The organism is Pararhizobium polonicum, from assembly GCF_001687365.1.
GTDB classification, from domain to species: domain Bacteria; phylum Pseudomonadota; class Alphaproteobacteria; order Rhizobiales; family Rhizobiaceae; genus Pararhizobium; species Pararhizobium polonicum.
Window position 1 is genome coordinate 140,717 of record NZ_LGLV01000018.1, and the last position, 13,429, is coordinate 154,145.

12 protein-coding genes are annotated in these 13,429 nt (G+C 60.7%); 7 read left to right on the forward strand and 5 right to left on the reverse strand.

The genetic code is table 11. The annotated features are described in order from the left end of the window. The first annotated feature begins 68 nt into the window (after positions 1–68). The 7 genes from ADU59_RS25570 to ADU59_RS25595 all read left to right on the forward strand — a co-directional run bounded on the left by ADU59_RS25570 (position 69) and on the right by ADU59_RS25595 (position 7,824). Entirely contained in the window at positions 69–1,505 is a 1,437-nt protein-coding gene (locus tag ADU59_RS25570) for a glutamine synthetase family protein (protein ID WP_068957936.1), read from the forward strand. Between the two features lie 16 nt (positions 1,506–1,521). Beyond that, positions 1,522–2,808 (forward strand): NAD(P)/FAD-dependent oxidoreductase, encoded by a 1,287-nt coding sequence (locus tag ADU59_RS25575; RefSeq protein ID WP_099050936.1) that lies wholly within the window; start codon positions 1,522–1,524, stop codon positions 2,806–2,808. Positions 2,809–2,917: 109 nt separating this feature from the next. Next, on the forward strand, positions 2,918–4,393 hold the full coding sequence (gene zwf / locus ADU59_RS25580) for a glucose-6-phosphate dehydrogenase (RefSeq protein WP_068957940.1): 1,476 nt from the start codon (positions 2,918–2,920) through the stop codon (positions 4,391–4,393). An 11-nt stretch (positions 4,394–4,404) separates the two neighbouring features. After that, a complete protein-coding gene (gene pgl / locus ADU59_RS25585; protein WP_068957942.1) occupies positions 4,405–5,103 on the forward strand; it encodes a 6-phosphogluconolactonase in 699 nt (232 codons plus the stop codon). A gap of 187 nt (positions 5,104–5,290) precedes the next feature. Continuing rightward, positions 5,291–7,111: a phosphogluconate dehydratase gene (gene edd / locus ADU59_RS25590; protein WP_068957944.1), complete on the forward strand. Its 1,821-nt coding sequence runs from the start codon at positions 5,291–5,293 to the stop codon at positions 7,109–7,111. Positions 7,112–7,265: 154 nt separating this feature from the next. Beyond that, the gene (locus tag ADU59_RS30760) at positions 7,266–7,412 is read left to right on the forward strand and encodes a hypothetical protein (RefSeq protein ID WP_158515770.1); all 147 of its coding nucleotides are present in this window, start codon (positions 7,266–7,268) and stop codon (positions 7,410–7,412) included. After that, the gene (locus ADU59_RS25595; protein ID WP_068957947.1) at positions 7,396–7,824 is read left to right on the forward strand and encodes a type II toxin-antitoxin system VapC family toxin; all 429 of its coding nucleotides are present in this window, start codon (positions 7,396–7,398) and stop codon (positions 7,822–7,824) included. The genes ADU59_RS30760 and ADU59_RS25595 overlap by 17 nt, the downstream gene beginning before the upstream one ends. A gap of 45 nt (positions 7,825–7,869) precedes the next feature. On the opposite strand, the gene ADU59_RS25600 is transcribed toward ADU59_RS25595, so the two are convergent. The 5 genes from ADU59_RS25600 to ADU59_RS25620 form a co-directional block, all read right to left on the reverse strand. Beyond that, on the reverse strand, positions 7,870–8,277 hold the full coding sequence (locus ADU59_RS25600; protein ID WP_083198422.1) for a hypothetical protein: 408 nt from the start codon (positions 8,275–8,277) through the stop codon (positions 7,870–7,872). A 144-nt stretch (positions 8,278–8,421) separates the two neighbouring features. Beyond that, complete coding sequence (locus ADU59_RS25605; RefSeq protein WP_068957950.1) at positions 8,422–9,510, reverse strand: ABC transporter ATP-binding protein; 1,089 nt, start codon at positions 9,508–9,510, stop codon at positions 8,422–8,424. Positions 9,511–9,570: 60 nt separating this feature from the next. Further along, the gene (gene bglA, locus ADU59_RS25610; protein ID WP_068957951.1) at positions 9,571–11,223 is read right to left on the reverse strand and encodes a beta-galactosidase BglA; all 1,653 of its coding nucleotides are present in this window, start codon (positions 11,221–11,223) and stop codon (positions 9,571–9,573) included. Positions 11,224–11,262: 39 nt separating this feature from the next. Continuing rightward, the gene (locus ADU59_RS25615) at positions 11,263–12,408 is read right to left on the reverse strand and encodes a carbohydrate ABC transporter permease (protein ID WP_068957953.1); all 1,146 of its coding nucleotides are present in this window, start codon (positions 12,406–12,408) and stop codon (positions 11,263–11,265) included. 1 nt (position 12,409) lies between these two features. After that, on the reverse strand, positions 12,410–13,420 hold the full coding sequence (locus ADU59_RS25620; protein ID WP_068957955.1) for a carbohydrate ABC transporter permease: 1,011 nt from the start codon (positions 13,418–13,420) through the stop codon (positions 12,410–12,412). Positions 13,421–13,429: the final 9 nt, after the last annotated feature.

Consider the following 13,429-nt stretch of genomic DNA (forward strand, 5'->3'; position numbering starts at 1 on the left):
GGTTTTCACCCTAGCCAATTGGCAAACTGTGGCTATGATGGCTTATCCGAACCCAAAACCGGTGATTTATGCCTGTCAGAAGAAACGCTGCCCAACCAACTGCAAGGACCGTCAAGACCGCAAAAATACCCGCCGCACTGCAAGCTCCAAGAGGCGTCAAAACCTGGAAGGAAGCCGCCGACTGGCTGAAGATCCGCGGCATCGAGGATATCGAGTGCATTACGCCCGACATTGCCGGCGTACCGCGCGGCAAGATGATGCCATCCTCCAAATTCACCTCCAACACCTCGCTGGCCCTGCCGTCGGCGATCTATCGCCATACGATTTCGGGCGAGTATCCGGAAGAAACCGGCGATTTCCGGTATGACAGCCGCGACAGCGACATCAAGCTGGTGCCCGACCTTTCGACCCTTTCGGTCGTTCCCTGGGAAAGCGACCCGACGGCGCAAGTGATCTGCGACATCGCCGGCTCGAAGGGCGAGGACGTTCCCTATACGCCGCGCAACGTTCTCAAGAACGTGCTGGAGCTTTACCGGCAGAAGGGCTGGAAGCCGGTCGTCGCGCCCGAGATCGAATTCTATCTCGTTGCCAAGAACGACGACCCGGATTATCCGCTGCATCCGCCGAAAGGCCGTTCGGGCCGCTCCATTCAGGGCGGGCAGGCCTATTCGATCGCCGGCGTCAACGAATTCGACGAACTGATCGACGACATCTATCATTTTTCCGAAAAGCAGGGCCTGGAGATCGATACGCTGATCCATGAAGAAGGCCCGGCACAGCTGGAAATCAACCTTCGCCATGGCGATCCGATCGAGCTTGCCGATCAGGTGTTCATGTTCAAGCGGACGATCCGCGAGGCGGCACTGAAGCACGGTATCTACGCCACCTTCATGGCCAAGCCGATGCAGGGGCAGGCCGGCTCCGCCATGCACATCCATCAGTCGATCGTCGAGATCAATACGGGCCGCAACCTGTTTTCAAATGCGGATGGATCAGCCTCCAAGGAGTTCTTCTCCTTCATCGGCGGCATGCAGAAATACGTGCCGAAGACGCTGTCGATGATGGCGCCCTACGTCAATTCCTACCGCCGCCTGACGCCGGACATGTCGGCACCGGTCAACAATGCCTGGGGCTACGACAACCGGACGACGGCTTTCCGTGTTCCCGTATCGGAGCCAGCCGCCCGGCGCGTCGAAAATCGGCTGCCAAGCTCGGATGCCAATCCCTATCTGGCGCTCGCCGCCTCGCTTGGCTGCGGCTATCTTGGCATCGTACAGGGGCTGGAACCCTCGGCACCGGCGGAGGCTTCGGCCGATAGCGGTACGGTCGATCTGCCGCGCGGTCTGCTCGAGGCCATCTCGCTTCTCGAATCGGACCCCGCGCTCGCCGAAATCTTCAGCCCGGAATTCATCGCCATCTATGGCGGCGTGAAGCGGGGCGAGTTCGAAACCTTCATGCAGGTGATCAGCCCCTGGGAACGCGAATACCTGCTTCTCAATGTCTGACAGGAAAGGCGTGGCCATGCCCTGGCAAAGCCCGATTTCGCCCGGCATCTCCTGGTATGAGGCGCAAGTGCCGGAGCGGCCGGACTATCCGGCCCTCTCCGGCTCGGTCGAGACCGACGTCGCGATCGTCGGCGGCGGCTTCACCGGCCTGCAGGCCGCCTACAACCTTGCCCTGAAAGGTGTTCGCGTGACGCTGATCGACGCCTGCCGTTTCGGTGACGGCGCATCCGGCCGCAATGGTGGACAGCTCGGCACCGGTCAACGCTGGTCTCCGGAAGAGATGGAGGGCTCCCTCGGTTTCGAACGGTCCAAGGCGCTGTTCGATCTGGCCGAGGACGCCAAGGCCTATCTTCTCGATTTTTCGGCGTCGCACGGCATCGATATCGACTATGTCCCGGGCCAGCTCAACGTCTGTCACAAGCAGCGCCTCGAAAAGGACTATCGCGATAGCGCCGAGATCGCCGCGTCACGTTATGGCTATCCCCACCAGAGCTTCATGGGGCGGGACGAAACCGTCGCCCGGCTCGGTTCGCAGCGTTATCTGTTCGGCATCCGCGACACCGGCACCGGCCATATCCAACCGATGAAGCTGCTCGTCGGCCTGGCGAAACAGGCGGCGCAGGCCGGCGCTTCGCTGCACGAGCAAACCAAGGCGCTGACAATCAACCAGGCCAATGGCCGGGTGACGATCGAAACGGACAAGGGCACGATCCGGGCCGAGCGGGCGCTGATCGCCTGCAACGGCTATATCGGCAACCTCGAACCGGTCACGGCGCGGCATGTCATGCCGATCCGCTCCTTCATCGGCGCGACCAAAATCCTGACCGAATTTCCCGATGTCCTGCCGGGTGGCGAGGCCGTTGCCGATTCGCGCTTTGTGGTGCGCTATTTTCGCAAATCGAAGGATGGCCGCCTGCTGTTCGGCGGCCGCGAAGCCTATACGGCGGACAATCCGCGCGACATTTCCGACCATATCCGCCGGCAGATCAGCGAGATCTACCCATCGCTGGAAAACATCGAGATGACCCATGCCTGGGGCGGTTCGGTCGGGATCACCATGCCGCGTCAGCCCTTCGTGCGCGAGGTCATGCCGGGCGTCACCTCGATCGGCGGCTATTCCGGCCATGGCGTCATGCTGTCAAACTACTGTGGCAAGCTCTACGCCGATCTGGTGACCGGCAACCGCACCGACCTTGACCTTTTCAGGGATCTGAACGTTCCGGCTTTTCCGGGCGGCACGCGCTTTCGCTCCGTGCTTTTGTTCCTCGCGCTCAGCTGGTATGCGTTGCGCGACAAATTTTGAAAGCGCGCTTCCGAAGGCGGACGAAACGCATTTTGTTGCGTCGCACCCTAGCGCTTTTAAATCGATTAGATTATACACCCTTGAGACCAGAACGAGATCGAGATTTCTCATGAGCAGCCAGATCATCCCTGTGGAACCCTTTGACTATGTGGTTTTCGGAGGCACCGGCGACCTTGCCGAACGCAAATTGCTTCCTGCCCTTTATCATCGCCAACTGGACGGTCAGCTTACCGATCCGACGCGCATCATCGGCGCATCGCGCAGCGTGCTCAGCCATGAAGAGTACCGCAAGTTCGCCACGGATGCCCTCAAGGAACATCTCAAGAAGGGCGAATATGACGAGGCGCAGGTCAAGATTTTCACCGATCGCCTGTTCTACGTTCCCGTCGATGCCAAGTCGGACAATGGCTGGGACCAATTGAAGGCATTGCTCGACGAGGGCAAGGAGCGCGTGCGCGCCTTTTATCTCGCCGTTGCTCCCGGCATTTTCGGCGATATCTCCGAAAAGATCCGCGATCACAAGCTGATCACCAAGACGACACGCATCGTCGTCGAAAAGCCGATCGGCCGCGACCTCGCCTCCGCGCTTGAGCTCAACGACACGATCGGCAAGGTGTTCAAGGAAGAACAGATCTTCCGCATCGACCACTATCTCGGCAAGGAAACCGTGCAGAACCTGATGGCGCTGCGCTTTGCCAACACGCTGTACGAGCCGCTGTGGAATTCGTCCTACATCGACCATATCCAGATCACCGTGGCCGAATCGGTCGGGCTGGAAAGCCGGGCCGGCTATTACGACAAGGCCGGCGCGCTACGCGACATGGTGCAGAACCATATTCTCCAGCTTCTCTGCCTGGTTGCCATGGAAGTGCCGCCGTCGATGAACGCCGAAGCGGTGCGCGACGAAAAGCTGAAGGTGCTGCGGGCGCTGAAGCCGATCAATCCGGGCAATGTCGAGAAGATGACGGTGCGTGGCCAGTACAAGGCGGGTGCATCCGCCGGGGGCGCGGTCAAGGGCTATCTCGAGGAACTCGAAGGCGGCGTGTCCAACACGGAAACCTTCGTCGCCATCAAGGCGGAAATCAACAACTGGCGCTGGGCCGGCGTTCCCTTCTACATCCGCACCGGCAAACGTATGGCCGGCCGCATGTCGGAAATCGTCATCACCTTCAAGCCGATCCCGCATTCGATCTTCGACGAGGCGGCCGGCCGTATCGCTGCCAACCAGCTGATCATCCGGCTGCAGCCGGACGAAGGCGTCAAGCAGTCGCTGATGATCAAGGATCCGGGTCCGGGCGGTATGCGCCTGCGCAACGTCTCGCTCGACATGACCTTCGCCGAGGCCTTCAACGCCCGCAGCGCCGACGCCTATGAGCGCCTGCTGCTCGACGTCGTGCGCAACAACCAGACGCTGTTCATGCGCCGTGACGAGGTCGAAGCCGCATGGCGCTGGGTCGATCCGATCCTGAAGTCTTGGGAAGCGGTCAACCAGCAGGTTCAGGCCTACACCGCCGGAACCTGGGGACCAAGCCAGGCGATTGCGCTGATCGAGCGCGACGGCCGCACGTGGCACGAAGTAATCTGAGGGCAAGCGGAATGACAGCTGCGATGCATGTTTTCGACAATGGCGCGGCCCTCGCAGAGGGCCTTGCCGAAGCCGTTGCCTCGACCCTCTCCGCAGCGGTTGCCGCACGCGGCAAAGCCAGCATCGCCGTTTCGGGCGGCTCGACGCCGAAGGCGTTTTTCAAGGCCCTGTCCGGCAAGGCGATCGACTGGCCGAAAGTCACGGTGACGCTGGTCGACGAACGTTTCGTCGCTCCCGACGGTGACCGGTCGAACGAGAAACTGGTCAGGGACAATCTGCTGATCGATGCGGCTGCAGCGGCACAGTTTGAACCGCTTTATTATCCGGCGGCCACCGCTGAAGACGCCGCCGCCGCTGCGACGAAGCAGACGGCCGGCACCGGCCATCCCTTCGACGTCGTCATCCTCGGTATGGGCGGCGATGGCCATACGGCTTCGTTTTTCCCGGGCGGCTCGCGTCTTGCCGAGGCGCTCGACCCTGCCACGCCACGCGGCGTGATGACCATGGAAGCAGAAGGCGCTGGCGAGCCGCGCCTGACATTCACATTCTCCAGCCTTCAGGATGCCCGACTTCTGGTGCTCCATATCGAAGGAGCGGCCAAGAAGGACGTTCTTGCCAAGGCTGAAGCGCCCGGTGACGAGGCGGAGATGCCGATCCGGGCAATATTGCACCGGGCCGCCTCCCCGCTTCATATCTACTGGGCCCCCTAAAGCGGGTCGCGATCCTTCAGGATCGCTTCCTGCACTTTAGGTCTTTGATTTTACGCATGTCGTTATCGCAAAACCGCTGCACATTTTTGCGCGACATGCTTCAAGCCCGACATCCGGGGACCCAAGACCCGGATAACCGAAACCATGCCGACCACAGGAGTGCCGAACACTCCGGAACAGGATTGCCATGTCCGCCGACAGCCGCATTGCCGCGATCACCGCACGCATCGTCGAACGCTCCAAACCCTACCGCGAGCCCTATCTCGCACGCGTTCGATCGGCCGCCTCCAAGCGCGTCAGCCGATCGGTTCTCGGCTGCGGCAACCTTGCCCATGGCTTCGCCGTCTGTTCCCCCTCCGAAAAGGTCGCCCTTTCGGGCGACGAGGTGCCGAATCTCGGTATCATCACCTCTTACAATGACATGCTTTCGGCCCATCAGCCGTTCGAGACTTATCCGGCGCTGATCCGCCAGGCGGCCCATGAAGCCGGCGGCGTGGCACAGGTGGCCGGCGGCGTTCCCGCGATGTGTGATGGCGTCACGCAGGGGCAGCCCGGCATGGAACTGTCGCTGTTTTCGCGCGACCTGATCGCCATGGCAGCCGGCGTCGGCCTGTCGCACAACATGTTCGACTCGACCGTCTATCTCGGCGTCTGCGACAAGATCGTGCCCGGACTGATGATCGCCGCCATGACCTTCGGCCACCTGCCCGCCGTGTTCATTCCGGCCGGCCCGATGACGACCGGTCTGCCGAACGACGAGAAGTCGCGGGTGCGCCAGCTGTTTGCCGAAGGCAAGGTCGGCCGCGACGAACTGCTTGAAGCGGAATCGAAATCCTACCACGGTCCCGGCACCTGTACCTTCTACGGCACCGCCAATTCCAACCAGATGCTGATGGAGATCATGGGCTTCCATCTGCCCGGCGCCTCCTTCATCAACCCGGGCACGCCGCTACGCGACGCGCTGACCCGCGAAGCCACCAAACGGGCACTGGCCATCACCGCGCTCGGCAATGAATTCACGCCGGCGGGCGAGATGATCGACGAGCGCTCGATCGTCAACGGCGTCGTCGGCCTGCACGCGACCGGCGGCTCGACCAACCACACCATGCACCTCGTCGCCATGGCCCGTTCGGCCGGCATCGCGCTGACATGGCAGGACATTTCGGAACTTTCCGACATCATCCCGCTGCTGGCCCGCGTCTATCCGAACGGGCTTGCCGACGTGAACCATTTCCATGCCGCCGGCGGCATGGGTTACCTGATCAGCCAGCTTCTCAAGCATGGCTTGCTGCACGACGACGTGCGCACTGTCTTCGGCCAGGGGCTCGATGCCTATGCGATCGACGTCAAGCTCGGCGAGAACGGCACCGTCGCCCGCGAACCCGCGCCGGAAGTCAGCCACGATCCCAAGGTGCTTTCGACCGTCGAACACCCCTTCCAGCATTCCGGCGGCCTGAAGATGCTGACCGGCAATCTCGGCAAGGCCGTCATCAAGATTTCGGCCGTCAAGCCGGAGCGCCATGTCATCGAGGCTCCCGCGAAAATCTTCCACGATCAATCGGAATTGCAGACGGCCTTCAAGGAAGGCAAGCTCGAGGGTGACTTCGTCGCCGTCGTCCGTTTCCAGGGACCCAAGGCCAACGGCATGCCCGAGTTGCACAAGCTGACCACCGTGCTCGGCATCCTGCAGGATCGCGGCCAGACGGTGGCGCTGGTGACAGACGGGCGCATGTCCGGCGCCTCGGGCAAGGTGCCTTCGGCGATCCACATGACGCCCGAAGCCAAAGATGGCGGGCCGATCTCGAAGATCCGCGAAGGCGACATCATCCGGCTCGATGCCATCCACGGCACGATCCAGGTGCTTGTCGATGCCGCCGAACTGGCCGCCCGCCCGCCTGCCGAGGCCGATCTGTCGGAGAACGAATTCGGCATGGGCCGCGAGCTCTTCGCCCCCTTCCGCGCCGCCACCGGCTCTGCCGACCACGGCGCCAGTGTGTTTTTTCACTGAAAGCAGGGGCCCTTATTCTCTGACCGAAGGCTTCACGGCCGTGGCCGTGCCTGTTTGACGTTTGCCATGGCGGTGGTATCGTATGAGCTCAGCGCGGAGCAATGCTTTGAGATTACATCGCCGAAAGTCTGATGCCACAACGGAAGAGACCGAGATGACGGAGCGTCGTCCGGATCGTCAACACCTTACCTCAAAGGGTCTTGATGCATCCGCGATCATGGCACTCGGTAAAAAGGTGGCCGATATGCCACTCATAAGCAGCCGCACGCCGCAGGAGATACTGGATGGCATTGGCGATTGACGCCGCAGCTATCGACACATCCGTCCTTATCGCAATCTTCGAGCAAGAACCGGATGCAAGTGTCTATGCGACTTGGCTGGCACAGATTCCGAATTTATACATTTCTTCGGTGACCATCTATGAAGCTTCGATCGTGTTGCTGACGAGGCGTGGCATGCGTGCGGTAGACGTGCTCAAAGACTTTATCGACGCACACGGTATCTCGGAAATCGGCTTTGATCGAAAATACGCCAATATGGCGTTGGAAGCCTACAGCATCTACGGAAAAGGCATTCACCCAAAGGCGCGTCTGAACTTCGGCGATTGCGCTGCCTATGCGATCGCAAAGAGTATGATGATCCCGCTGGTCTACAAGGGCGACGACTTCAGCCAAACGGACTTGGCTTATGACTGGGAGGGGGCGTTTCATTGAGATTGACGATCACGCTTGATGTCGCTGCCCCCCACCTCCGTTCGCTTAGCTGTAGATATCAAGAACCCGATTGCGGTGATTGGGATGCGTCGAGTAGACGAAAATCCGGTTGAGATCGCGATCCGACATCAGGCGCAGAAAACGTGCTTCGATGATGTTGTTGGCGTGCACGCGCTTGACGAGGCAGCCGATCATGCCGATGCGGGCGCTTGGAATATCGAGATAAAAGTTCTGAGGCAGCTTGAACTGCGTGATGATACCGATGACGGCGCTGCTTTTCGATATCTTCAACACTTCGCAGCGGCGCGAGGAGAGGTTCAGCATACCCTTTTCGGTGTATTCGATCCGGGCCTCATTGCGCGTATCCTCCATCGGGAAGTTGGCTTCCCGATCGTACATGAAGGATTCTTCCTTGCTGAAATATGTCGGTCTATCGGATGCCTGTCCCCGCATCTTCCGCTCCCTCGCCTTCGGTCGCAAAAACAGTAGCAACAGAGATTTAACAGAGCGTAAGCCGGCGCGCGATTTCGGCACAGTTCGCGCAAAAACCCGCCCGGAATTGCAATCCAGGCGGGCTTTGACAATAAAAACTCCGCGTCAGGCGCGGTAGCTTTTGCCGTTGGCGTCGAACAGATGCAGCTTTGCCTTGTCTGCCGTGAAGCGGACTTTCTCGCCGCGTTTGATATCGAGGATACCGGGCACCTTGGCGATGATCGGCTCGTTGGCAACCAGTCCCTCGATGTAAAGAAGCGTGACCTCGCCCAGCGCCTCGATGATGGCGACCGTGCCTTCGAACAGGAAGGTGTCGCCGGTCGAAACCCGCAGGTCCTCGGGCCGGACGCCGAAGCTTGCCGCCTTGCCGTTTTCGGTCGCCGCGGTCGGGATATCGAGAACATCCGTCTTGCCGCCCGGCAATTCGACCGTGGTCTCGGCACCGGTGCCGACGATCTTCGCCGGGATGATGTTCATCGCCGGCGAGCCGATGAAGCGGGCCACGAAAAGGTTGGCCGGACGCTCGTACAGTTCCAGCGGCGGACCGACCTGCTCGATATGACCGGCCGAAAGCACGACGATACGGTCGGCGAGCGTCATCGCCTCCACCTGGTCGTGGGTGACGTAGATCATCGTCGTGTCCGGCATCGACTCGTTCAGCTTGGCGATCTCGATGCGCGTGGCGACGCGCAGGGCCGCGTCGAGGTTGGACAGCGGCTCGTCGAACAGGAAGACCTTCGGATCGCGGCAGATCGCCCGCCCGATGGCAACGCGCTGACGCTGGCCGCCGGAGAGCGCTTTCGGCAGGCGGTCGAGATACTGGGTCAGTTGCAGGATATCGGCGGCAGCGCGGACGCGACGGTCGATCTCTTCCTTCGATTCCTTGGCGATGCGCATGCCGAAGGCCATGTTGTCGTAGACGGTCATATGCGGGTAGAGCGCATAGGACTGGAACACCATGGCGATCCCGCGCTGCGAGGGCGGCACCTCATTGACCAGCCGCTCGGCAATATACATCTCGCCGCCGGAGATTTCTTCAAGGCCTGCGATCATGCGCAGCAAGGTCGATTTTCCGCAGCCGGACGGGCCGACGAAGACAACGAATTCCCCCTGCCTGATATCAAGATCGATGCCATGGATGACATCCACCGCGCCATAGGACTTGCGGATATTCTTCAGTTGCAATCCTGCCATGTCATCCTCCCCTTCATTCTCTCATTTTTATCGGCACCCATGGATGCCGGCTTGATCCGATTAGTCGACACGGGCGAAAAAGCCGCTCCAGGCCGGTAGGGTGATCTTGTCTTCGCTCAGTTGCGCGCCGAAGCCATGGCCTTCCAGCACCTCAAGCCGTTCGGCCGGCCGTTCGGTGGTGACCGTTTCGCCGCTCATGTTGAACAGGCACAGGATCGTCTCATTGCCGAACGTTCGCTCAAAACTAAGCAATGGCGCTTCGCTGGTGCGAAACTCGATCTCGCCCTTGGCGAAAGCCGGATACTGTTTGCGGAAGGCCAGGAACCGCCGGTAGTGGTTGAGCACCGAATTCGGGTCCGTCTGCTGCACCGAGACGGCGCTGCGCACATGTTCCGGCGGCACGGGAAGCCATGGCTTGCCGGTGCCGAACCCACCATTGACCGCATCCTTTTCCCAGACCATCGGCGTGCGGCAGCCGTCGCGGCCCTTGAAGTCCGGCCAGAACTGGATGCCGTAGGGATCCTGAAGGTCTTCAAAAGCAAGATCGGCTTCCGTCAGTCCAAGCTCCTCGCCCTGATAGATGCAGACGGAACCGCGAAGGGTCATCAGCAGGCTGGCGAGGAACTTCGCATGCGCCTGATGATCGACGATATCCTGGCCCCAGCGGGTAACATGGCGCACGACGTCATGGTTGGAAAAAGCCCAGCAGGCCCAGCCTTCCGGCGCGGCCCGGGCAAAATCGTGCAGCACCTGCGCGACACCTGCCGGCGTCAGCGGATCGGGCGCCAGGAATTCGAAGGCATAGCACATATGCATCTTGTCGTTGCCCGAGGTGTACTGCCCGGCAATCTCGAGGCCGATCTGGCTGTCGCCGACTTCACCGACGGCGGCGATCGCCGGAAACTCGTCCATCACCGCGCGGAAGCGCTTGAGGAATTCGAGGTTTTCCGGCCGGTTCTTGTCGTAAAGATGTTCCTGATAGTTGTACGGGTTCACGGCCGGTGCCGTGTTGGCATTGCGGCGCTCGGGCGCCAGCGCCGGATTGTCGCGCAGTTCGAGATCGTGGAAATAGAAGTTGATCGTATCCAGACGGAAACCGTCGACGCCGCGTTCCAACCAGAAGCGTTCGACGGCGAGAAGTGCGTCCTGAACCTGCGGATTGTGCAGGTTGAGATCCGGCTGCGAAGTCAGGAAGTTGTGCATGTAATATTGCAGCCGCGTCGGATCCCACTGCCAGGCCGAGCCGCCGAAGATCGACATCCAGTTGTTGGGCGGCGTGCCATCCGGCTTGGAATCCGACCAGACATACCAGTCCGCCTTGGGATTGGAGCGGCTGGAGCGGCTTTCGACGAACCAGGGATGCTGGTCCGAGGTATGCGACAGCACCAGATCGATCATCACACGGATGCCAAGGCGATGGGCCTCTGCGATCAGAGCGTCGAAATCGGCGAGCAGGCCGAAGATCGGATCGACATCGATATAGTTGGAAACGTCGTAGCCGAAGTCCTTCATCGGCGAGGTGAAGAACGGCGAAATCCAGATCGCATCGACACCGAGCGAGGCAATATGCGGCAGGCGGGCGGTGATGCCCTTCAGGTCGCCGATGCCGTCGCCGTTGCTATCCTGGTAGGAGCGCGGATAGATCTGGTAGATCACCGCGCCACGCCACCAGTCACGGTCTGCCTGCAAAATGGAACCACTGGCCTGGGTCATGCTCTTATTCATTCCTGTCGAAGTCCTTGTGAAGAAGTCTCAGCCGCCCTTGACCGATCCCGCCAGCAGGCCGCGCACGAGGTAGCGCTGCAGGGTGAAGAAGACGATCAGGGGAACGATGATGGTGACGAAAGCCGATGCCGTGAGGATTTCCCAGTTGCCGCCGCGCGATCCGAGCAGGTTAACGAGGCGTCCGGTCAGGACCAGTTCGTTATTGCCGGTGCCGAGGAAGACCATGGCGACCAGAAGGTCGTTCCAGGTCCACAGGAACTGGAAGATCGAGAAGGACGCGAGCGCCGGGAAGGACAGGGGCAGGATGATCTTGATGAAGATATCGAAATCGCTGGCGCCATCGACCCGGGCCGATTCCATGATTTCGCGCGGCAGGCCGGCCATGTAGTTACGAAGCAGATAGATCGCCAGCGGCAGGCCGAAACCCATATGCGCCAGCCAGATGCCGACATAGGTCTTGGCCGGCACGCCGAGAAACGCGCCGACGCCATTGTAGAGCTTCAGAAGCGGGATCAGCGACATCTGCAGCGGCACGACGAGCAGACCGACGACGACGGCAATCAGGATGGCCCGGCCGGGGAATTTCATCCACGCCAGCGCATAAGCCGCAAAGGCAGCCACGAGGATCGGGATGATCGTTGCCGGAATGGCGACCGTCAGCGAGTTGATGAAAGAGGCGCCGATGCCTTCGGCGCGCATGACTTCACGATAATTGTCGAAGGTGAAGCGCGGCGGGATGGCGGCGGTATAGAAGATGCGCTGGCCACGCGCACCGTCCATCGCCTTGTCGGAGGCGATCTCGAAAGCGCCGTCGGCCTGGACCGTCAGCTTTTCGCCACTCGGAAGATCGGCGGACTGGCCCGGTTGGAACGCAGCCGGGTCCTTGCTGTTGAAACCGAAGGCCGAAACCTGGCCGGACTGGCCTTCCAGCATATTGCCGGCAATGACGAATTTTCCGTCCTTCTCGACCTGGGTGTCGGCGCCCGGGGCGCGGAACACGAGATTCTGGGTCGATGTCGACAGCGCGGTCCACCAGCCGGAAACCGCCAGCTGATCCTTGTCACGCAGCGACGAGATCAGCAGGCCGGCGGTCGGCAGGGTCCACAGGACGACAAGCAGGATGACGGAGATATGGACGAGCCAGACGAGCGGCGAGCGGGAAGAAGCAATCATCTCAGTGGCCCTCCATTTCCTTGGTCGCGTTGCGGATGTTCCAGATCATGATCGGGATCACCAGCACCATGATGATGACGGCGATCGCCGCACCGCGGCCGAAGTCACCGCCACCGCGGAACATCCAGTCGAACATGAGATTGGCAAGGACCTGGCTTTGCCACTGCCCGTTGGTCATGGCGAGAACGATGTCGAAGACCTTGAGCACCAGAATGGTGATGGTGGTCCAGACGACGGCGATCGTGCCCCACATCTGCGGAATCATGATCTTGAAGAAGATCTGGAAGCCGTTGGCGCCGTCGATGACGGCGGCCTCGATGGTTTCTTCCGGAATGCCGCGCAATGCCGCCGAAAGGATGACCATGGCGAAGCCGGTCTGAATCCAGATCAGGATCACCATCAGGAAGAAATTGTTCCAGAACGGCAGTGTCACCCAGGCTTCCGGCGTACCACCGAAATAGACGACGATCGCATTCAGAATACCGATCTGCTCGGTCCCTGCGGCGCGGTAATCGTAGATGAACTTCCAGATGACCGAGGCGCCGACAAACGAGATCGCCATCGGCATGAAGATCAGCGTCTTGGCGATATTGCCCCACCAGATCCGGTCTGTGAGAGCCGCGATGATAAGACCGAAAAAGGTGGCGGCAGCGGGAACGACCAGCAGCCAGAGGAAGTTGTTGTAGATCGACTGGCGGAATTCGCCGTCGTTGAACATCCAGATGAAATTGTTCAGCCCGACAAAATTCTCGCCCGCCCTGTCATGCAGGCTGAGCCAGACGGAGGCGATGACGGGATAGATCAGGTAGATGGTCAGCGAGAACAGCGCCGGTCCGAGGAAAAGCCAGGGCCTGATGGCGTTGGTGATGCGCAGGTTGCGCGAGGCGAGCGGACCGGTCAGCCCCTTCGACGGAAAGAGCCTGTCGAGAATCCAGTTCGTACTGAAGAAATAGGCGGCGCAGGCCAGAACCCCCGCGGCCATCGTGATGATGGCGAATAACAACTGCTGCATGGCAACTTC

What these genes read in the sequence shown, in the direction of transcription:
- ADU59_RS25595 (WP_068957947.1), top strand. Translation starts at nt 7,396, where the DNA reads ATGGCATTGGCGATTGACGCCGCAGCTATCGACACATCCGTCCTTATC.
- ADU59_RS30760 (WP_158515770.1), top strand. Translation starts at nt 7,266, where the DNA reads ATGACGGAGCGTCGTCCGGATCGTCAACACCTTACCTCAAAGGGTCTT.
- edd (WP_068957944.1), top strand. Translation starts at nt 5,291, where the DNA reads ATGTCCGCCGACAGCCGCATTGCCGCGATCACCGCACGCATCGTCGAA.
- zwf (WP_068957940.1), top strand. Translation starts at nt 2,918, where the DNA reads ATGAGCAGCCAGATCATCCCTGTGGAACCCTTTGACTATGTGGTTTTC.
- bglA (WP_068957951.1), bottom strand. Translation starts at nt 11,223, where the DNA reads ATGACCCAGGCCAGTGGTTCCATTTTGCAGGCAGACCGTGACTGGTGG.
- ADU59_RS25575 (WP_099050936.1), top strand. Translation starts at nt 1,522, where the DNA reads ATGCCCTGGCAAAGCCCGATTTCGCCCGGCATCTCCTGGTATGAGGCG.
- ADU59_RS25570 (WP_068957936.1), top strand. Translation starts at nt 69, where the DNA reads ATGCCTGTCAGAAGAAACGCTGCCCAACCAACTGCAAGGACCGTCAAG.
- ADU59_RS25620 (WP_068957955.1), bottom strand. Translation starts at nt 13,420, where the DNA reads ATGCAGCAGTTGTTATTCGCCATCATCACGATGGCCGCGGGGGTTCTG.
- ADU59_RS25600 (WP_083198422.1), bottom strand. Translation starts at nt 8,277, where the DNA reads ATGCGGGGACAGGCATCCGATAGACCGACATATTTCAGCAAGGAAGAA.
- ADU59_RS25605 (WP_068957950.1), bottom strand. Translation starts at nt 9,510, where the DNA reads ATGGCAGGATTGCAACTGAAGAATATCCGCAAGTCCTATGGCGCGGTG.
- ADU59_RS25615 (WP_068957953.1), bottom strand. Translation starts at nt 12,408, where the DNA reads ATGATTGCTTCTTCCCGCTCGCCGCTCGTCTGGCTCGTCCATATCTCC.
- pgl (WP_068957942.1), top strand. Translation starts at nt 4,405, where the DNA reads ATGACAGCTGCGATGCATGTTTTCGACAATGGCGCGGCCCTCGCAGAG.